22 protein-coding genes are annotated in these 20,630 nt (G+C 35.1%); 6 read left to right on the top strand and 16 right to left on the bottom strand.

Features of this window, described 5'->3' with window-relative positions; genetic code table 11:
• Positions 1-133 precede the first annotated feature (133 nt).
• The 4 genes from LNP23_RS18425 (at position 134) to LNP23_RS18410 (ending at position 4,734) form a co-directional block, all read left to right on the top strand.
• Positions 134-727: a 2OG-Fe(II) oxygenase gene (locus LNP23_RS18425; RefSeq protein WP_047777135.1), complete on the top strand. Its 594-nt coding sequence runs from the start codon at positions 134-136 to the stop codon at positions 725-727.
• A gap of 62 nt (positions 728-789) precedes the next feature.
• Positions 790-1,641, top strand: coding sequence for an EamA family transporter (locus LNP23_RS18420; protein ID WP_230002345.1), 852 nt, complete (start codon positions 790-792; stop codon positions 1,639-1,641).
• Between the two features lie 453 nt (positions 1,642-2,094).
• Positions 2,095-3,381, top strand: a complete 1,287-nt coding sequence (locus LNP23_RS18415) for a Glu/Leu/Phe/Val family dehydrogenase (protein ID WP_230002344.1) — start codon at positions 2,095-2,097, stop codon at positions 3,379-3,381.
• A 129-nt stretch (positions 3,382-3,510) separates the two neighbouring features.
• Positions 3,511-4,734 (top strand): sterol desaturase family protein, encoded by a 1,224-nt coding sequence (locus LNP23_RS18410; protein ID WP_230002343.1) that lies wholly within the window; start codon positions 3,511-3,513, stop codon positions 4,732-4,734.
• A 115-nt stretch (positions 4,735-4,849) separates the two neighbouring features.
• Here the strand turns inward: LNP23_RS18410 and LNP23_RS18405 are convergent, their stop codons facing one another.
• The 3 genes from LNP23_RS18405 to LNP23_RS18395 form a co-directional block, all read right to left on the bottom strand.
• Positions 4,850-5,764 carry a hypothetical protein gene (locus LNP23_RS18405; protein ID WP_230002342.1) on the bottom strand — a complete coding sequence of 305 codons (915 nt, stop codon included), beginning with the start codon at positions 5,762-5,764 and terminating at the stop codon, positions 4,850-4,852.
• A 271-nt stretch (positions 5,765-6,035) separates the two neighbouring features.
• The gene (locus LNP23_RS18400) at positions 6,036-6,470 is read right to left on the bottom strand and encodes a DUF6526 family protein (protein WP_230002341.1); all 435 of its coding nucleotides are present in this window, start codon (positions 6,468-6,470) and stop codon (positions 6,036-6,038) included.
• Between the two features lie 223 nt (positions 6,471-6,693).
• Positions 6,694-7,197 (bottom strand): DNA-deoxyinosine glycosylase, encoded by a 504-nt coding sequence (locus tag LNP23_RS18395; RefSeq protein ID WP_230002340.1) that lies wholly within the window; start codon positions 7,195-7,197, stop codon positions 6,694-6,696.
• Positions 7,198-7,407: 210 nt separating this feature from the next.
• Here LNP23_RS18395 and LNP23_RS18390 point away from each other — a divergent pair, with 210 nt between their 5' ends.
• Positions 7,408-8,430: a helix-turn-helix domain-containing protein gene (locus tag LNP23_RS18390; protein ID WP_230002339.1), complete on the top strand. Its 1,023-nt coding sequence runs from the start codon at positions 7,408-7,410 to the stop codon at positions 8,428-8,430.
• 46 nt (positions 8,431-8,476) lie between these two features.
• On the opposite strand, the gene LNP23_RS18385 is transcribed toward LNP23_RS18390, so the two are convergent.
• The 7 genes from LNP23_RS18385 to LNP23_RS18355 all read right to left on the bottom strand — a co-directional run bounded on the left by LNP23_RS18385 (position 8,477) and on the right by LNP23_RS18355 (position 16,159).
• On the bottom strand, positions 8,477-9,676 hold the full coding sequence (locus tag LNP23_RS18385) for an NAD(P)/FAD-dependent oxidoreductase (protein ID WP_230002338.1): 1,200 nt from the start codon (positions 9,674-9,676) through the stop codon (positions 8,477-8,479).
• Positions 9,673-10,161: a low affinity iron permease family protein gene (locus tag LNP23_RS18380; protein WP_047777160.1), complete on the bottom strand. Its 489-nt coding sequence runs from the start codon at positions 10,159-10,161 to the stop codon at positions 9,673-9,675. The genes LNP23_RS18385 and LNP23_RS18380 overlap by 4 nt, the downstream gene beginning before the upstream one ends.
• A 7-nt stretch (positions 10,162-10,168) precedes the next feature.
• Entirely contained in the window at positions 10,169-11,011 is an 843-nt protein-coding gene (locus tag LNP23_RS18375; RefSeq protein WP_230002337.1) for an MlaD family protein, read from the bottom strand.
• A gap of 18 nt (positions 11,012-11,029) precedes the next feature.
• Positions 11,030-11,809, bottom strand: coding sequence for an ABC transporter ATP-binding protein (locus LNP23_RS18370; RefSeq protein WP_230002336.1), 780 nt, complete (start codon positions 11,807-11,809; stop codon positions 11,030-11,032).
• Between the two features lie 2 nt (positions 11,810-11,811).
• The gene (locus LNP23_RS18365; RefSeq protein ID WP_047777168.1) at positions 11,812-12,570 is read right to left on the bottom strand and encodes an MlaE family ABC transporter permease; all 759 of its coding nucleotides are present in this window, start codon (positions 12,568-12,570) and stop codon (positions 11,812-11,814) included.
• 279 nt (positions 12,571-12,849) lie between these two features.
• Positions 12,850-15,120 carry a glycosyltransferase gene (locus tag LNP23_RS18360; RefSeq protein ID WP_230002335.1) on the bottom strand — a complete coding sequence of 757 codons (2,271 nt, stop codon included), beginning with the start codon at positions 15,118-15,120 and terminating at the stop codon, positions 12,850-12,852.
• A complete protein-coding gene (locus tag LNP23_RS18355; RefSeq protein WP_047777344.1) occupies positions 15,101-16,159 on the bottom strand; it encodes a glycoside hydrolase family 130 protein in 1,059 nt (352 codons plus the stop codon). Before LNP23_RS18355 ends, LNP23_RS18360 begins: the two co-directional genes overlap by 20 nt.
• A 276-nt stretch (positions 16,160-16,435) precedes the next feature.
• Between LNP23_RS18355 and LNP23_RS18350 the strand changes: the two genes are divergently transcribed.
• Positions 16,436-16,597 carry a DUF1328 family protein gene (locus LNP23_RS18350; protein WP_047777346.1) on the top strand — a complete coding sequence of 54 codons (162 nt, stop codon included), beginning with the start codon at positions 16,436-16,438 and terminating at the stop codon, positions 16,595-16,597.
• Between the two features lie 115 nt (positions 16,598-16,712).
• Here the strand turns inward: LNP23_RS18350 and LNP23_RS18345 are convergent, their stop codons facing one another.
• The 6 genes from LNP23_RS18345 to LNP23_RS18320 form a co-directional block, all read right to left on the bottom strand.
• Complete coding sequence (locus LNP23_RS18345) at positions 16,713-17,174, bottom strand: DUF1440 domain-containing protein (RefSeq protein ID WP_230002334.1); 462 nt, start codon at positions 17,172-17,174, stop codon at positions 16,713-16,715.
• A 42-nt stretch (positions 17,175-17,216) separates the two neighbouring features.
• The gene (locus tag LNP23_RS18340; RefSeq protein ID WP_230002333.1) at positions 17,217-17,726 is read right to left on the bottom strand and encodes a DinB family protein; all 510 of its coding nucleotides are present in this window, start codon (positions 17,724-17,726) and stop codon (positions 17,217-17,219) included.
• A gap of 48 nt (positions 17,727-17,774) precedes the next feature.
• The gene (locus LNP23_RS18335) at positions 17,775-17,984 is read right to left on the bottom strand and encodes a hypothetical protein (protein ID WP_230002332.1); all 210 of its coding nucleotides are present in this window, start codon (positions 17,982-17,984) and stop codon (positions 17,775-17,777) included.
• Positions 17,985-17,994: 10 nt separating this feature from the next.
• Positions 17,995-18,375 carry a DoxX family protein gene (locus LNP23_RS18330; RefSeq protein ID WP_047777181.1) on the bottom strand — a complete coding sequence of 127 codons (381 nt, stop codon included), beginning with the start codon at positions 18,373-18,375 and terminating at the stop codon, positions 17,995-17,997.
• 510 nt (positions 18,376-18,885) lie between these two features.
• Complete coding sequence (locus tag LNP23_RS18325; RefSeq protein WP_230002331.1) at positions 18,886-19,617, bottom strand: GNAT family N-acetyltransferase; 732 nt, start codon at positions 19,615-19,617, stop codon at positions 18,886-18,888.
• 73 nt (positions 19,618-19,690) lie between these two features.
• Positions 19,691-20,296, bottom strand: coding sequence for a Crp/Fnr family transcriptional regulator (locus LNP23_RS18320; protein WP_230002330.1), 606 nt, complete (start codon positions 20,294-20,296; stop codon positions 19,691-19,693).
• Positions 20,297-20,630: the final 334 nt, after the last annotated feature.

Below are 20,630 nucleotides of genomic sequence, written 5' to 3'. Positions count from 1 at the left end.
TGTTAATTCTGTAGAAAAACCGATTGCCAATTAAAGGCGATCGGTTTTTTTATTTTGAAAATAAAGGCTTTACTAGTTTAAAATCATCTACCTTGTTCCGTTGGCTGTAATTGCAGTCTTTCCTAAAAATAAAATGGAAGATAGTTTTGAAGATTTAATTGCTTCGTATATTGAGAATAATGTTGGAATAGCGGAAGATTTTTTGAGTCCTGTATTAGCAAATCAGTTAAAACAAAATTTACTCGATTTAAATCAAAATAAAATGTTGTTAGCTGCCGGAATTGGAAATCATGAAAGACCAGCATATGATGATGCCATAAGAAGTGATTCGATTTACTGGCTGGATAAAAAACATAATAATGTTTTTGAAAATGAGTTTTTTGCCAAGATTGACGCTTTTATACTTTATTTAAATGAAAGTTGTTATGCCGGAATTACCGGTTACGAATTTCATTATGCTTTATACGAAAAAGGAGATTTTTATCTCAAACACTTAGATCAGTTTAAAAATAATCCGAGCCGCAAGTATTCAATGATTTGTTATCTCAACGGCAATTGGCAGGAAGCTGATGGTGGAGAATTGTTAATTCATCAAGTAAACAATAATCAGAAAATTGCGCCAACACAAGGTAAAACGGTTTTCTTTAAAAGTGATGAATTGATACATGAAGTTTTGGTAACTCAGAATACGCGAATGAGTATTACGGGTTGGCTAAAGAGCGATTAATATTTTTTTTTTGGAAGTTATAATAAGGATTAATGTTATTTTTGTCTGCAAAATCAAATAGTATGTTATTCCTTATTCTAAGTATATTTTGCAGTGTAATTGTTGGTGTTATTTTTAAAATCACACGAAAATATGCGACCAATCCAACTCAGATTGTAGCTTTCAATTATGTATTTGCGTTATTACTTTGTTATTTTACATTTAGTCCCGATCTAAGTGCGGTAAATTCAGCTGCACCTTGGGGAATTTACTTTTTAATTGGAGTTCTGTTGCCTGTAATTTTTCTTTTCCTGGTGGCTTCAATCCGACATATGGGAATTGTAAAAACGGATACTGCACAACGGTTATCACTGTTTATTCCGATTCTTGCTGCTTGGTTTATTTTTAAGGAAGAATTTAATACCTATAAAGTTATCGGACTTATAATAGGCTTTCTGGCACTTTTGCTAATCTTAAAAAAGCAAGCTGAAAATACGGAGAACAAATGGATTTATCCAGCTGTTGTTTTACTTGGTTTTGGCGTTATCGATATTCTTTTTAAGCAAATAGCATTATACACAACTTTACCCTATACGACTTCTTTATTTGTTGTTTTTACCATTGCGTTGGTTGTTGCTCTGTGTATTGTAGGTTATGAAGTAGTAGTTAAAAGAGGAAAATTGGAATCTAAAAACATTCTTTTTGGAGCATTGGTTGGTCTTTTTAACTTCGGAAATATTTTGTTTTACCTGAAAGCACATCAAGCTTTTTCAGACAATCCTTCTACCGTTTTTGCCGGAATGAATATGGGCGTTATAATCCTGGGAAGCCTTATTGGTTTACTTTTTTTCAAAGAAAAATTATCGAAAATCAACTTTGTGGGGATCATTTTAGCATTAATTGCCATCATTTTGATTGTTATGTCACAATTTTAGTTGTTTTTCTAATATTGTAAACGCTTTATTTACAATGGTTTTTGTACTATTTTTCATTTTATTTGAAATTAATTCTACTAATTCTATAGAATATAAGAAGTAATTTATAAATTTGCAATAACAATGAAAAACTCTAGTCCAAATAATAGTCAGTTTATGTGCAGCTTAATGATGTGTTGCATGATGAATTGTGTTATGAAATGGCGTTAATAGAAGATCTACTTGTTATTTTTTTTTTAGCCTTTCACGCACCATGAAAGGCTTTTTTTTAGAATTAGTAAAAAATAAAATATGAGATCGAATCGAAACAGAAATACAATGATGCAGTGCTGTCTGATAAAAATTCCATGCAGCAGTTGCAATCTTAACTAAACAGAGTAGTAAAAGAAATCACTTTCTGACTTTGAACACTTAAAGCAGGAAAGCATAACCCAAATAAAAAGATAAATAGCTATGAGCACAGAAATAATTAAACAGAATCCCTTTCAATCTATGATTGATCGATTTAATATTGCGGCCGATATTCTTAATTTAGATGAATCGATCAGACAAAAATTGCAACGTCCGGAAAAGCAGATTGTTGTAAACTTTTCTATAGTTTTAGACAATGGAGAAGTCCAAAATTTTGAAGGTTATCGTGTAATTCACAATACAGCCTTGGGCCCGTCAAAAGGAGGAATACGTTATGATACCGCTGTAAACCTTGACGAAGTAAAGGCATTGGCAGCTTGGATGACCTGGAAATCTGCCGTAACGGGAATTCCGTTTGGAGGTGCTAAAGGCGGAATCATTTGTGATCCGAGAAAACATTCTAAAACAGAATTAGAGAAAATTACCAGAGCTTATACCAAAGCCTTATCCGATATTTTTGGACCTGAAAAAGACGTTCCCGCACCCGACATGGGAACCGGTCCGGATGAAATGGGCTGGCTGATGGATGAATTTTCGCTGGTACACGGCAAAACAACGCACGCTGTAGTTACCGGAAAACATTTACATTCGGGAGGTTCATTGGGTAGAGTAGAAGCAACCGGACGAGGTGTTAGTATTATTAGTTTGTTGGCACTTCAAACGTTAAAAATAAGACCGGCAAGAGCAAGTGCAGCAATTCAGGGTTTTGGAAATGTAGGTTTACATTCGGCTTTGTTTTTGTTCGAAAAAGGATTGAAAATAGTAGCGGTTAGTGATGTTTCAGAAGCCTTTTACAATCCGGATGGGATCAATATTCCCGAGCTTATTTTGTATTATAATTTAAACAATAAAAGCATAAAAGGGTATCCGAATTCGATTGTGATTCAACACGAAGAGTTGTTGCTTTTGGATGTTGATGTCTTGATTCCGGCGGCAAAAGAGGACGTGATAACACAAAAAAATGCCAACGATATTCGTGCCAAAATTATAGTAGAGGGCGCAAATGGCCCGGTTTCTTCCGATGCGGATAAAATTTTACATGACAATAATGTTTTGGTTGTTCCGGATATTCTGGCCAATGCCGGTGGGGTTACCGTTTCGTATTTTGAATGGCTTCAGAATTCACTTTCAGAATCATGGAGAATGCATCAGATTAATACCCGTCTGGAGGTAATATTAGAGAAGAGTTTTGATACTGTTTTCAGAACCGCAAAGAAACACCATGTTACGCCACGTATTGCGGCTTATATCCTTGCCTTACAAAAAGTAGCCGTAACGCAATCGGTTAAAGAAGTTGCGTTGGATGCTTTGAAATATAAACAAAATTAAAAATTCGCTCTAAAATCAGCGTAAGATCATTTTCATCAATCGATGCCATTCTGTAGCTGGATGTTGTGTTGATTGGTGAAAATATTTTCTTTTTGAATTATTTATAAATGCAGTAAAGTAATTTTTAAAATGGAACATATTAATTTTCTTGCCTTCGCAATGCCTGCCTTTTTCCTTTTTTTATTTATTGAATATAAAATAGTGCAGCGAAAAAAAAGACCGGAAATTTTCAATTATGAAAGCTCAGTTTCGAATATTAGTATTGGTATAGCCGAAAGATTAATCAATTTATTTATTGCGGCAAGTTTTTACCAATTGTACGATTACATCTACGATCACTATCGCATTTTTGATATCCCGTCAACTATTTTGGTTTGGTTAGGTTTAATTCTCGCAACCGATTTTGTTTGGTATTGGTACCATCGATTAGGACATGAAGTCAATTTTTTCTGGGCGGCGCACATTGTGCATCATCATAGCGAAGAGTTTAATTTTACTGCAGCGGCGAGAATTACAACTTTTCAGGCCATTATCAGAACCGGATTCTGGTGTGTGCTTCCCTTTATAGGTTTTCGTCCTAAAATGGTCATTACGATGTTAATTGTTCATGGCGCCTATTCGTTTTTCACCCATACACAGCTTATCGGAAAGATAAAATGGCTGGAGTATATTTTTGTGACGCCTTCCGTACATGGGGTTCATCATGCCTCTGATGAGAAATATTTAGATAAAAACTACGGAGATATGTTCACCTTTTGGGACCATCTTTTCGGCACTTTCCAAACCGAGGAGGAAAAACCAAAATATGGATTAACACATCCACTCAAAAGCTATAGTTTTTTGTGGCAGCATTTTCACTACTATTTTGAAATTTGCGAACTATGGAAACGTTCAAAAGGATTCAAAGAAAAGTGGAAAGCTGTGTTCGGAAGTCCGGCTCATATGGATCAGGACATACGTCCAATCTTAGAAAAACGGTTTCTACAGGACAAAGCCAATCCCAATCAGCGACTTCGGTTTAAGAATTATCTGTACATTCAATTGGGAGTTTCAACTTTGATTCTGACTGCTTTTACGTATTATTTTGAGTTCTTAAGCGCCTTCGATAAGGTTTTTGTATTGTTCTTTATACTAATTACGTTAGTGAATTGCGGTGCTTTATTAGAACAAAGAAAATGGATTTATTATCTAGAGTATGCCAGAATATATATGGTTGCGGTCTATTTTTTATATGAGAAAAACTTAACTTCTTTTTTCTTTATTCCTTTAGCAATTATGATTTTTGCGGAGCAATTATTTTCACTTAGCAAGCGTTATCAGAATGTTGTTCTACAGTTAGAAACTTCGGAATAGTTTTTTGTCGTCACGAATTTTACCAACTTCCGCAAATTAAACCCGACAGGTTTCAAAAACCTGTCGGGTTTGTTTTTTTTTGGAATTTAGAATTTAACTTTTGGAATTTAAAACTCTAGTGTTTATAGAGCTTAACATGATGTCCAAAGGTATAAACAGCCGTAAGAGTTGGCCCATTATACCCCCATTTCAGAGAACCGTTAAGGTGTTTTTCGATGTCTTCAACTTTAAAATTTAAACCTGTATATCCGGCTGTAAGACTAAAGTTTTTATACACATTGTACAGAAGAGATAAATTGTAGCTTAGGATTCGACCGTCTATAGTATCAATTTTTAAGGCCAGATAATTTACGTTGGCATACAGACCAAAACGTTTTCCGAGTACAAATTCTCCCCATATGCCAATATCCGGTAATGGCGCAGTGAAGTTAAAATTATCATGTACTTCAGCGACGGCCTGTTTGGCATCTACACGTAAACCCAGATCCGCAAAAAGCACATGTGCACCAATTAACAATCCGGCTTCGTATTTTGGTTTAGATAAAAAGGCGTAACCATAGGCGATTCTTGCAATCTGAACGTTAAAAAAAGCCGTTACTCTTGCATTTACCTCATAAGTGTTCTCTCCAAAATTAATTTCTCTTTGCAAGGTTTTAGAGGAGCTTCTGTCCAGCGAAAAGTATTCAAATCCCAATCGTGATCTTCTTGAAATACGCCAATCAAATGTCCCTAAAAAGGAAGCGCTTGATTTAGTAAATCCTAAATCATCTTCGAGGTCTATTGTAGTACCGATTTTTCCGTTATTAGTACCTACCTGAATTTGAGTATTATTTACAGGAAAAAAACTTCCCGCAGAAACTTTAAAGCGTCTGGCATGCCAAGGTAAATCTTCAGAATAAGTATCCTGTTCGATTTTATTTTGGTTCTGAATTACAGTTAAAGTGTCAGTTGGAGTTATTTCGGCAACGGTTTGTGCATTTGATGTCAACCCTAATAATGAAGCGGTCAAAAAGTAAAATAATTTTTTCATAAGATTAAATTTTAGATTTTACCTGGATGTTTGTAGCTATTAAAGTTAACAAAAAAAATCATTCATTTGTTTTAATTACTTTGATTATTTTGTATAATAATCTGTTTATCAGTTTTGTATGGTTTTTGGTAAAGGGGAAAGGCTCGGCGGTTCAAAGTAGCAAAGGTTCAGAGATAGAAGACAATAAAAAAGCCAATAGCAATAAGTAGGTTGCAATTTTTAGACTGCATTTTTTATTGCTATTGGCATTGTTGTTTTTTATGATTTTTTCTTAAACCCTGTTATAATCAGCTCGCCAGTGTACGATTGCTCTTTTTATAGCTGCTCCTGTCAGATTATTTTCAAGGGTATTTGCTACAAGTGTTATTAACTCGTTATCGGGCGCAAAACGTAGTGCAAAAACCTGATCGTCGGTTAGTTTGTATTCGAATTCCTCGAATCTTTTTCCTGTAAGTGTAAAATAACGATAGCGAAGTTCTAATCGTATAATTCTGTTTTGCAAGGTTAAAGCATAATGCTGGCGAAGCATATAAGCAAGCCAGAATAAAAAAACAAACCCAATACTTATAAAAGTCCAGATTAGCTTGTCTTCTGTAGTACACGCAAAATAAATACTAGCTGCTAAAAACCCAATCAGAATTGGGTAATATATAAAATGATGAGGTGTATAAAACCGTATATGATTACGGTATGTTTGAATTTTCATAATTATTTGGTTAAAAAAATAAACCATAAAAGTATAAAAGCTATTCTAATAAAAGAATAGCTTTTTAAATAAACTAACTATCGGCATTTCTTATACTATAGCCTTAGTAGGTGACTTGCCATTACTAAGGAGTCCAGTACTAAAATACTTCAAAAACCTTTTGGTAAAATTATCAGATTGCCTGACGAAATTATTATACTTTACCAAGATAATATTATAGAATTCAAATATCTGTTTGATTGTTTGTGAGTGAATTTATGACTTTCCACTCGGCTAATTTTGATTCGAACGATTGGCCCGCATTTGCCGGACTTGACGATGGGAGCGTAATGAGCTGATAGGATTTTTCAAGTGTAACGTATTTTTTAAAGAATGCCGCTGCTTTTTTTCCGTTAAAGAGAATCGTTGTGATGTTTGGATGTTCGTTTAAGAAGGATTCGAAGTCATTGGCAATTTCATTTTTTATGGCACTGTCTAAACTTCCGACTCTGTCGCAGAATTGTAAAACATCCCAGATGGCAATATTGTTTTTTTGCAAAAGCGCTTTTCTGGTTTCGTAGTCATTTGAAAAATCTTCGTTCAGAATTGGGAACAAAAATTTCCAGAAATTGTTCTGATTGTGCCCGTAATATTGATTGAGTTCTAAAGACTTTAATCCCGGCATCGTGCCCAAAATCAATACATTAGATCGGTCAGAACTAAATGGAGGGAAGGAAAAACTTTTCATGCTTTTTATTGAAATTAAACGGGTAAAATAGTTGTTAATATAGTCATTAATAGGTAATTATAAAACAAAATCTAAAAATTGTATAACATTTTTCGGTGTTGTTTAATCGAACTTTGGAGTATAGATTATAAAGAATTTGTACTTAAAAACAAATTCGCTCTATCGAGTAAGCTATACCCTTTTAGTGTTGAATTTTTAAATCCTGCCCAAATGAAAATAATTAATATACAAACAGATAAAATTAAGAATATATTTGAAACATTAGCCTTGCATTTAGGTGGAAAAATTACTTGTGATTTAGAGGAATATACTTTAGAATTTCATAATGCTTCGGCGCAAGGCTCCATTATCGGAGCTTCGTTTAATGATGCGATTTCTTATATGCAGTTTGATATGACCTTTTCTGATGAGGTGAGAATGAATATCGCAAATTTAAATGCTTCACCGGTTTATTTTGCGTATTGCTCAGAAGGTAATTTGTCTCATCGGTTTAGTGTTTTGGAAGAAGAAAAAAAACTGGAAATGTTCCAGACCGCCATTCTCTCCGCAAGAGAAAAAGAAGAAAATGTTTTGCTCTTTGAAAAGGGCATAAAAACTAAATTTACTTTAATTACAGTTGGAAACCAATCCGGCGCAATGGATCAGGCTAATTCTTTAAACACGAAAGTAAAAGAAACTTTTTTTGAGAATAATAGTCAGGAGAATTTCTTTTATCTGGGGTCTTACAGGAGAATTGCGGAGAAAATAGAACAATTGAGCTCGATCACCCAAACCGGTATTGTGCGCCATTTACTAAAAGAAGGTATTTTAAGAATCATTCTGGCTACAGAAATTCAGCAGCACGCGGATGATTTAGCCACTGCATCAAAAGATTTCAGCTGCCTGACTTTAAGAGAAATGGAAGAAATAAAAGAACTTTCAGAAACGATACAATCCAATCCGGAAGAAGCTTTTACAATTAAATGGCTGAGTAAAAAATCTGGCTTGTCGCCAAACAAACTGCAAGAGGGATTTAAAATGATTCACAATCGTACCGTCAATGATTTTATTACCCATACAAGAGTTTTAAAAGCGGAAATCTTAATTCGGACTTCGGACCTAAACATTTCTGAGGTCGTTTATTGTATTGGATTTACAAGCAGAAGTTACTTCTCTAAAATTTTCAAACAAAAATTCAATTGCAGTCCCAAAGAGTATAAATTTAATCTGAATCCTTTGGCTATTACCGCTTAGATTTGAGTGACTAAGCTTTGAGAGTCTGTGATGCTTAGAAAAAGAATTATCTGTGAAACTTATAATACTCCAAATCAGGATGTTTTTTGTCTTCAATCGAATGCAAAATCGAATTCATTCCGATGACGCTAAAGGTGATTCCGTTTCCTCCGAAACCTAAAACATAGTGTTCATTTTTATTTGGATTTGGTTTTCCGAAATACGGTAAGCCATCTTTGGTTTCTCCAAAAGTACCTGCCCAGGAATAATCGATTTTGAAATCGATTTTTGGAAATTTTCTTTGAAATTTATTCAATAGAAATTGCTCTTTTTTAGGGAGCAGTTTGTCTCGTTTTTTCGGGTCTTTAAATTCTTCGTCTCCGCCGCCCATAATGATTCGGTTGTCCTTTGTCGCTCGAAAGTATAAATAGGGAGAGGAGGTGTCCCAAAAAATGGCGGTTTTAAAATATTTGGGTAAATCCGGAAGACTTTCTGAGGCAATTACATAAGTACTTTTTAGATCAACCACTTTCTCTGTGAGTGTTTCGGTGCTCTCATAACCGCTGCAGTGTACAACATGATCAGCCACGATATTGTATTTCGCTTCCGTATGGGCAATAAGTTTTCCTTTTTGATTTTGAATAGCCGTAATGTTCGTGCGGTCAAAAACCTGCATTCCTTTTTTTTTGCAATAGCGGATTAAATCCTGAGCAAATTGATAAGGATCCATAACCGCTGCGGTTTTAGATTCTATGGCAGCCAGAGCATTTAATCCCAATTTCTCAAGGTCCCATTTTTCGAGCCAGCTGACATCGAAACCGCTGTCTTTTCGGCATTTGAATTCTGTTCTTAGAAAAGGAAGATCTTTTTTTAAAGAACAAAAATAAATGCTTTTTTTGAATTCAAACTGGCAATCACTTTTTATCGTATCGACTATAGCCCGCAGATCAAAAATGGCTTTTTTCCCATTCCTATAGCTGTCGATAGCGCATTCTAATCCTCTGACTTTTATTAGTTCGTGTAGTGACACATCAATTTCATATTGCAATAATGCGGTACTTGCTGCCGTGCTTCCGTTGCAAATATCACGGCGATCGGCCATTACGACTTTTTTCCCTTCGTTTAAGAGTTTGTAAGCAATCAAAGCTCCGGTAATTCCACCACCAATAATTAGAATTTCAGTTTCTAAATCGGAACTTAGGGACGGATAACTTACTTCCATTGCGTGTTTTAAGGGCCAAAAGGTTTCTGTAGAACGTAGCTTCATTTTTTCGGGCTTTTTTGGGTACGTATTTTTGTTCGGTTTTTATCTTTTCGTTGGTGTTGTTCGTGTGCTTCTGCAATAGAGTGGGAGGTTCGTACGCTTTCCTCTTTTTTAGCCAATTCGCTAAGTCTGTGGTAATATTTCTGTACTATAATCATCTCTTCTTCGGTCATACTTTCAATGTCTACCAAACTATTACTGGAATATTCGTTTGAAGCGACTAATTCGTTCAATTTCAATTGAATAGCCAGTGAATCTTTGTTTTGCGCTTTTTGAATTAAAAAGACCATCAGGAAAGTGATAATGGTAGTCCCGGTATTGATAATCAATTGCCAGGTTTCTGAATAATCGAAAAAAGGACCACAAACCGCCCAAACCACAACAATTGAAAAAGCGCCTATAAAAGCGGGCGTACTTCCTGCTGCTTTTGAAACGTGCGAAGCAAATTTTTCGAACGCACTGGTGCTATTTTGTTTTTTAGTTTTCATTTCAATATTATTTTTTGTTTTTTTCAGCCTCCGCTTTTTTAGTGTCTACTTCTTTTTGCTTTTCCTCTTTGGCTTTTTCCTCTTTGGCTTTTTGTTCCTTTTCCTTGTTTTCTTTTTCTTTATTGGCTTTGTCTTGTTGTTCCTCCTTTTTTTCTTTTAGCTCTTCTTGCTCTTTCTCTTTTTGCTTCTCTTTTTTCTTGTAATAACCTCTAAACAGAAAGTTGCTTTTGGCGGCTTCCATATTATCACTAAAACCTTTCGTTCCGGTTTCCAGATTAGAGAGTGTATTAGAAACGCTGTTGGCCATTTTATCATCCCTTACTAATCGGGCCAAAGCCCCGTTTCCGTTATTCATACTATGGCTGAAAATGGCTAATTCTTCAGAAATAACGCCGACATTATCAACACTTTTTTTCACGCTTTTCATAATATCGTTCATTTCAATTCCATTGATTGAAGCGATTTTTCCATTGTTCTGAATTATTTTTTGCGAATGCACACCGGGAGAAATGGTAAGTACTTTGTCTCCCATTAACCCGTCAGAACCAATACTGGCGCGGGCATCTGTTTTTATAAATTCGCGGACTTCGTCTTTTATAACCATACCCACCACAACAGAGGAATCGTTTATCAATCTGATTTCTTCGATTGTTCCGATGTTTATCCCTGAAAAACGTACGTTATTTCCAACCTGCAAACCACTGACGGTTTTAAAATTGGACGTAATTCTGAAGGTATCACCAAACAGGTTTTTTTGTTTCCCAATAAAATAAATGGCAAGTATAAATAGCAACAAACCTATTGTTACAAACATTCCTAATTTCCAAGTATATCCAGATTGCTTCGCCATGATTTCTATTTTTTAGTTTTATTTAAAGAAAGAACTTACCCATTCATCTTCGCTTTTTTCCAGTTCTTTGTAAGTGCCTTCGGCATGTATTACACCTTCTTTTAGTACCATAATGCGGTCTGCTGTCAGTTTTGCACAAGCCATATCGTGTGTAATAATGATCGATGTTGTTTTGCGTTTGTGTTTAATATCAAGTATCAATTCGCTTATTTCTCTTGAGGTGATCGTGTCCAGCCCTGTTGTTGGCTCATCGTACAGAATAATTTCGGGTTTTAGAATTAGCGTGCGCGCCAGACCAATTCTCTTTTGCATACCACCGGATAATTCAGAAGGCATTTTATCTATCGCATCACTCAGACCTACATTATCAAGTGCTTCTAGAATTTCACTTTCTACTTCTTCGGGAGTTAATTCTCGCTGGTGTTTTTTTAAGGTAAAGGCCAGATTTTCCCTAACTGACATAGAATCGTACAAGGCTCCGCCCTGAAACAAAAAACCAATTCGGACTCTGATTGCATTCAGTTCCTTTTTTTTAAGATTCAGAACATTTTCATCAAATACTTTTATTTCGCCTTTATCGGGTTCAATCAAACCAACGATGCATTTTATAGTTACCGATTTACCGGAACCTGATCGACCTAAAATAACCAAATCCTCTCCTTTGTTTACGGTAAGATTGACGCCTTTCAATACCTCGTTATCTTTACCAAATGTTTTACACAGGTTTTTGATCTCGATTATCGGAGTCTGATTTTTCTCTTTTACTTTAGGGGTGATATGTTTTTTTTCCTGGATCATTTTTAAAAGATTAAATCAGTTAATTGTACCGCAATCATATCAATAATAAAAATGGCCAACGAAGCGGTTACAACGGCCGAGTTTGCTGCTTTCCCGACACTTTCGGTTCCATTAGCAGCATTAAAACCTTTGTAGCACCCAATCATTCCGATAAAAAAACCAAAGAAAAATGTTTTGATGGTCGCCGGAATTAAATCTGAATAGTTTAATGATTCAAAAATTTGGGCGATGTAGCGATTGAAATTAATATCATCGTGAATGTTGATCCCGATATAACCACCAAGTATTCCGACTGCATCTGCAAAAATGACTAATATCGGCACCATTAAAGTCGTAGCCAAAATGCGGGTAACCACCAGATAATTATAAGGATTGATAGCCGAAACTTCCATAGCATCAATTTGTTCCGTTACTTTCATTGATCCTAGTTCGGCACCAATTCCCGATGAAATTTTTCCCGCACAAATTAGAGCCGTAATTACCGGAGCAATTTCCCGTATGAGCGAGAGTGCCACCATACCCGGTAACCAGGATTCAGCTCCAAATTCCACTAAGGTCGGACGGGATTGAAGTGTAAGTACCAACCCCATTATAAAGCCCGTAATAGCAACAAGTGGTAAAGATTTATAACCAATAACATAACATTGTTTTCTGAGCTCTTTTAGTTCATAAGGTGGAATAAAAAGCTCCTTAAAGAACTTGCCCGCAAACAAGGTTGCATTTCCTACTTCTTCGAATGTATTTTTTAAAGTGAGAATCAAAATAGGTTGTTTTTAGTTATTGTTTATAAAGTCAAAAAAACAAGGGCTTATTTAAAAGTTGCTTTTGTATAATTGACCGTATTAAAGTTACTTTGGTAATAGGCGAAAAATATTACAGAACTTTTGAGGAAGTTTATATAATTTACATCGGGAGGTAAAATCAAACGAAGTAACGTTGCCCTGAAGAGTATAAAACAAAAAATCCCTTTGAGAAAAGGGATTTTAAGAGTAATAATGGGTTGTAGAATTACTTTAGTTAAAATGTGTAGTTAAATGTATTTAGGAGTGGATTGCCATAGTGGTTCTGGATTTCGATAAAGGGATTACTTTACTGTCCGTGGCCTTTAGGTTTTCCATTATTAATCTTGCGGTCAAATAACAGATTGTTGATTCAGCACCTTGATTCAGATTGACATTTTCTCTTTCTAAACCATCGTAGCCACCTCCGCTAACGGGGTTGTACATAATTTGATTTAAATGATTTTTACCCAAAAACCAGTTGAAGGCTGTTTTCATTTGTTGTTTGTATTCCGGGGATTTAGTGACATTGTAAAAAGCATTTAAAGTCTGAATGGTATAGGACACATCAATCGGTTGTTCTCCGTATGGATGTGGTTCTGTATTTTTCTGATACCAGCCCTTGTTTGAAATTACACGGAAGTTGTCTTCCAAAAACATTTTCGAAGTAAGAAAATCAAGAGATTCCAATGCTACTTTTTTATAGATTGGTTTGTTGGTTACCAAATAAGCATATAACATGGATTCCGGAAGGATTCCGTTGGCATAGGTCAGATAATTTTCATACCATTTCCAGTTTTTAGATGTATGAATTTCATAGTTAGAAAGCAATTTTGCATTTAATTTATTGATGATCGCCGCTACATATAAATTAGGAATTGTGCTATGATATAAATACAAGCCTTTTGTTGCAAAACCAATCGAACGTGGTGACTGAATATTTTCGGACCATTTTAAAGCATTTAGCAAACATTTGGATGCCTTTTTTGAAATAGAGTCCGGTAAAATTGCCGAATGAGAAACAACAGTCCCCAGTGCCCAAATCGCGCGTGCGTTTGAATCTTCGAGATTTGCGGCTGCATTTTGCTCAAGATGTTCTCGGTTGTTTTCGTCAATATAATTCATAAAATTGCCTTTGGGTTTTTGGCAACGTTCTATAAAATCGAGGTAAATTAAGATGTAAGGCAAATCGTCTTTGTCTTCGGTTAATTTATAGTGCATACAAAACGCAATCAATGCGCGTGCATTATCGTCTAAAGTATAACCGGAGGAAGGATCAGGAACAGAAATTTTACTGAATTGAATAATTCCCAATTCGGTAGTCATTTTTTTGATGTGTGCCAGTTCTATTGCAGGATAGCTGTATTTGATTTCATAGGTTTTATCCATAAGTTTTTTATAGGTATTCATATGCGTTATGGCTACGTTTTCCCAAGAGGAAGCTCGTGTTTTCCGGAAGGCATTAATTCCCATTTCTTCTCTTCGTTTTTCGTCGGAAAGCAATTGAATAGCGGCTTCGGCAAACTGATCTGCATCTCCGATATCAACTAAAATGCCCGAATCAGAAGTGAGCACCTCTAAAGTATGCGGAATTTTTGATGCAACCAGCGGACAAGCACAACTCATCGCATAAGAAAAAGTACCGCTAACCGCCTGATTAGGATCTTTGGAAGTAAACATATAAATGTCAGTGGCTTTTAAGTACTCTAAAAGATGAGCAGTATCGAGATATTCGTTTACAAATCGAACATTGTCGCGCAGTTGCAAATCATCAACCATTTGCTCCAGTCGGTTTCTATAGGCATCAACACCATTGATGATATTGTTTGGGTGCGTTTTTCCGATAATGAGGTAAAGTACATTTGGTGTATTTTTGATAATTTTCGGCAATGCCTTTAGACCCGTTTCGATATTTTTTCCTTCACCCAAAAGTCCAAAAGTGGATAAAACCAGGCGATCCTGAATGTCGAATTTTTTCTTTGCGCTAAAAGGAGTTTCATACACGACCACATGTGTTCCGTGTGGGACGCAAGTAATGAGTTCTTTTGAAATGCCATAATCATTGACCAGGATTTCCTGTGACTGATTGGTCATCACAAAAACCGAATGACTATACCTCAAAAGTAATTTTACAAAAGTCCTCAATTCATCGTTTGGATTTGGAATCACGCTGTGAAAAGTAAAAGTCACCGGTTTTTTGATAACATTTAAAAAGTCCAGCAAATGATCGCCATAATTCCCTCCGAATAAACCAAATTCATGTTGAATGTGCACCAGTTTAATGCTTTTGTCAATATTCATTTCTTCAGCTACGGTGGTGTATTCTTTTCTGTTTTTTGTATTTAAAGTAAATGCCTGAGTTGGTTTTATTTTTGGTTTATCAACCAATTCACAAATTTCACAAAGTATTGATTTACCATAAACATCGGCAATTCCTTTGATTGTATCCTGCGTATAAGTAGCTATTCCACATTGTGTTGGTGGAAAAGTTGATAGAAAAACTATTTTTGATTTAGTCGATAGTGCTTTCATAGGGATTCTTTTTTAGTTCGTTTAACAAATCATTCAGGTTCACAGAGGCCACTGCGATTTTATCATCGGCGGCACCATAATAAATATAAAGCCGCTCATCAAAAAGAGCCGTTCCGGTCGGGAAAATAACATAGTTTACATACCCATGTCTTTCGTAATATTCCGATGGAGTTATTAGCGGAACTTTTAATCTTGATAGCACCACCTTCGGATTATTCAGATCCAATAATGCGGCACAGGCATGATAAACCAATCCTTTTTCTCTGCGTTCTGCGGCATGGTAAATTAATAACCAGCCGTCAGGTGTTTCTATCGGTGGAGCACCGGGACCAATATGACTTGTTTCGTGATCAAATTGAGGCTCCATAACGATATGATCCGGGAGATCTTTCATATATAGTTTCCAGAAATCTTCCGTCAGTTCTTTTTTATCCTCAAAACTGAAAATTTGAATGGATGGAAATAAACGGTGTAATGCAACAAATTTTCCTTTAATCTTTTTCGGAAATAATACGACATTTTTATCCCATACATATAAATTGTCCTTGATGGTTTCTGTTAATGGGTAGTTCCTTTCTACATTAAAAGCAAGTATTTTGGCCACAGAGGGATTTTGTAAATGCTTGCGGATAAGATTTGTAAATTCATTCAGTATAAATCTTGGCGTGATAATGCCTTTCTTCTTAAAGCTTTTTAAATCTTTAGAAACAGCCAAAGCACCACAGGCATTTATCCCGTCATAAGTCACATAAGTAAGATAATACAAATCATCAATTTTTGAGATTCGGGGATCTTCAACACCATGAATTTCATAAATATATTCAGGAGAAAAGAGTGGCTCTGAATTTCGCTCTACTAAAGTGGTAGGCCCTTCAAAGCGACAATAACCCACCGTTGAAAAATTACCTTTTTTGGCGGCTCTGTAAAACATATGAACTGTATTTCCGTCCTGATAAATCGCAGGATTTAAAACACCCAGTTCTTCAAAAGGGCGCTCCGTTTTTTCTAAAACCACACCATGTTTTGTAGCTAACTCCATATTTTCTAAATTTATTTTATCTAAAATTAGAACGAACAAAATGGTAGGAGTAATCCAATCCACTAAAAAATTAACTCAAAAACATTTTCATTGGAATTTTATAACGTATCAAGTGAAATTCTGATACTTCTGCTTTCTTTCTGAAATTTATTGAGTTTTGTATTTGATTGCGCTAATAAAAAAACGGATTGCGTTAAGAGCGGTTGTTTTTTAGTAAGAAATTTGTATAAGAAATTAAGAACTTATAGTTCAATTTATAAATTAAAAACAAATCCTATGTTACGTTGGACAGTCATTTTTATTATTCTTGCCATCATTGCGGGAATATTTGGTTTTGGCGGAATTGCCGCCGGAGCAGCTAGTATTGCAAAAGTTTTATTCTTTATATTTTTAGTGTTATTCGTTATTTCATTAATATCAGGAAGAACAAAAGTGTAGCAATAATTTATTAATCGTATAAAAAAGAAGCGTCGCAGTAGTAAGTACTTGCGACGCTTCTTGTGTATTGTGAAATGTTTTTTGTGAAATGCCAAATTGTGACTAAGACCGAAAACTACCGATCATAATACTTCCTCGTGATACAGGCGATTGGAAGTCCGATACAGAATATTAGAATTAAAACGGACAACAGGGTCGGAAAGTCTAGGCTTTTTGCGGGTAGAACCGGGAAGACGATTGGTAAAACAACCAGATTCATTACAATCCAAACTAAAATTCCGTATAAAATACCGGCAGCTAAAGTGCTCTTTTTTAAAAGTGGGAGGTAGGGATAAATTGTAAAGTAAAACCAGGCAAAAAGCAACGCAATTAAGAAATGAAAACCAAGTCCATACCATGCCATTTCAGGGCCACCGGTATAAGCTTCTTTTTTGAAAACACCACTGGCAATGGATTGTAGAATCTTTAGTGGGGTAGTTTTTTGTAAAATAAGAGCGTAAATAACAATTGCAGCAAGGATATCTAATGTTCCGGCAATTAATCCTGACAAAAAAACAGTTCCGATTTTTGAATTCATATTTTAAAGTTGCTTTAAATTGAAAATAAAATAGCGATCGATTTACTGTTTTTGTACTATTTTAGAAATGCTGTCTAACTGTCTAAGATGCCTTGTGATATGAATGAGAGCAAAATTAATCCATTCATAAAAAGTGAATTTACCGAAGCCCGGAAGTTCAAAATCAAGATAAGTTAAAGTTAAATCATGCGTTTCTGAAACGGTTAATAATTCTTCCTCTATTTTTAACAGAGCTAAAGTTAAGGAATTTTTATTATATTCTTTATTGGAAGGAATTAGGAACTCAGGAGCTTCCATTTTGATGTCAAAGTCATAGAAAAGAGCTTCTATATCTTTTATTTTTTCGTCCGATTTTCGGATAGTTTTTTCCGTTTTTCCGGCAAACATTTCGGGGTAACCGGAACAACCTGTAATAAGATGTCTAATGACTTGCGCTGCAGTCCAGCTACCTTCGAAAGGAACCGTATTCAATTCACTTTCGGAAAAAGAAGAAAGCGAATCATTTAGTTTTTTAAAGGTGTTAACGATATTTTCTTGAAGTGCTGTTTTCATTTTTAATGCTTTAAATTAAAATTAAAACTATTTTTTTCGTTTTTTGATTTACAACAAGGCTTCACACAAATACCCGTGTGAATTCAAAATTGCTATAATTTTTTTATTTGAAATGGAGGAACTGTGAATACGCAGAATTTTATCACAGTCTTCCAAATCAAAGCTGATTAGGCTGTTTGGAAAATGCTCAAGAAGTTTTCCAATAATAAGTGTCGATTGGTCTTCTTCCTGAACATTTGTTTTAAAAACTTCAATCATAAAAAATGATTTATAGCGCAATTCTTTTAAATCGCTCTAGTTTATGATACGAAACATAAGAAAGGATTAGAACCGCAAAAACGATCAGCGGGAAAAACGCCTGAAAACCTATTCCGTCAACGGCAAAATGGCTGATAGAAGCAAATGTAAAATCAAAACCAAAACCAGCATAGGCCCATTCTTTAATGCGTGCCGGAACCTGCGGGATGATTAAGGCCAAAACGCCCAGAATTTTAAAAACAACTAAAGCATTTCCAAAGTATTCAGGATAGCCCAAATGTCTGATGCCTTCTTTTGCAAGTTCACTTTGTGAAGTTAATGCCGGCATAACGCCTTCAAATAAAAAAATAAGGATAGTAGTAGTCCAGAAAATAATTTTGGTTGATTTCATAAAAATTTGTTTAAATGGTTATTGGTTAATGAGTTACAAATCTACTAATCTTATTCTTCTTATTAAATACGTATTTATGACTATTTTAGGGTCATTTGGGACAATTGTGTTTGTCTTTGGTCTCAGTCTCAGTCTCAGTTTTCGGTCTCAGTTCTCAGTCTCAGTTTGATTGAGTCATTTTAAGGTTTATACAAACTTTGCGCCTTAGCGTCTTTGTGCAAAATTTTTCACGCAGATTTAGCTGATTTATTTGGATTGCTTTTGCTTGGTTGACAAAACAAAAACAAACTTTTTATTAAAATCCGCATAGAAAAAAAAGATTTGCAGCTCCCAAAAAAGTTTAGAATTTTAAGGAGTATAAAAACTTTGCGCCTTAGCGTGTTTGTGCGAAATTTTTCATACAGAATAAGCAGATTTATGTGGATTTTCTAAGAACAACAAGCACCCTAAACACAAAAAAGAAACCAGTGACCAAAAGTTTGGAATTTGGAATTTAAAAAATTTGGAATTTTAAACTATGATGTAATTTTTGATCACAAACAGATCCTCAAACCCCAATCGGGTATAGATATCTTTCCCCATTGCGGAGGCTTGTAGCAAAGCATATTCCGCTTTTAAATCTATTGAGAGATTAAGAGCAAATTTCATAATTTCTTCGGCAAAACCTTTGCGTCTCATTTCGGGGATGACACCCACACCGTGAATACCTGCGAAATTTTCGGTTTGATAAAGCATCAGCGTGCCGATGGGTTGTTTATCGAGAGAAACTAAATAAAAATGCACTTTCGTATGATTCTGAACGAGGATTTCTTTGCCAATCACATATCCAAAAGCACTTGGATAGAGAGTAGCCCAGATTTCGGCCTCTTCTTCTGTTGTAATTCGTTTATAATCCAGGTTGTTTTCCAGGGTGAATTTTTGATCTAATTTTAAAGCCATTGCTACTTGTTCGGATTTTACAATCAGACCTTTGTCTTCCAGAATTTTATTCGAATTACTGTTGTAGATATCAAAATACGGAATAACTAAACCCGAATTGGCTTTTATTGTTTCAATGGCTTTCTCGGCATTATTTTCTGAAATATCTTCACGAAGCCATAACTTATTGGGCCAATCTGAATTTTCAATTTTAGAATATTCTAAGTTTTCGTTTTTATGATAGGATAGGGAAGAAGCTCCAACAGTTTTCCATAAACCGGTTAGATTATCAATATTTTTTTCGATTAGATTGCTATTTTTCATTGCTATTGTAATTAATGGGATTGTACTACAAAGTTAAGTTTAGAATTTGTCGAAAGTCTTTACATATGTTGATTCAAAGCTCTTTTTCCAGATTTTTTCTGATACGACTTAATTGGGTTGGTGTAATCCCCAAATGTGATGCGATATGCAGTAGCGGAATTCTTTGCGAAATGTCAGGATGTTTATGAAGCAATTGAAGGTATCTTTCGGTGGCATTGTCCATCACTATTGAAATTTCTCTTTTTTCTTTTTCGATCACCCAATTTTTTTCTAAGTAAGCAATATAATAGTTTTTCAGATCCTCATTTTGAAAAATCAGCTCTCTGTATTTTTTATAATTAATGACGATCAGAATAGAATCTTCAAGAGCCTCGATAGCAAAGTCAGAAGGCGTTTGTTTTATTGCAGAAGCTTTAGAACCCGCAAAATTACCTTCCATGAAAATGTTTTTATTATAAATGTTCCCCTCTTTATCCGTGATGAAAGCGCGTAAAGCACCTTTGCAGATAAAATAAAGTTCTTTAGAGACCTGACCGTTTTGCAACAGTATAGCACCCTTTTTTACAGATTGAAATTCGGCAATACTTTCAAGTTGTTCCCAAGACTCCTTACGAATAGGAGCGTAATGTTGAAAGTTTAGTTTTAAATCGTTAAGGTATTTCTCTTTATCGAAGATCATTTTTTGCTGAGGTTTTTTAGACTATTCAAAAATACAGAAATAAGATTACACATGTCACTCACAATTGTCAGTCTGAGCGAAGTCGAAGACCCTTTTATCACAAAAGCCTTCGACTTCGCTCAGGGTGACACCAAATGATAATTATTAAGGTTTTTAGACTATTCAAAAATACAGAAATAAGATTACACATGTCACTTACAATTGTCAGTCTGAGCGAAGTCGAAGACCCTTTTTACCACAAAAGCCCTTCGACTTCGCTCAGGGTGACACTCAAATGATAATAAATTAAAAAATTCGTGCTAATTCGTGCCAAAATAACCAACAAAAAAACGCT

The sequence above is a fragment of the Flavobacterium cupriresistens genome, assembly GCF_020911925.1.
Lineage (GTDB): Bacteria > Bacteroidota > Bacteroidia > Flavobacteriales > Flavobacteriaceae > Flavobacterium > Flavobacterium cupriresistens.
This window is presented reverse-complemented; position numbering and strand designations above follow the sequence as displayed.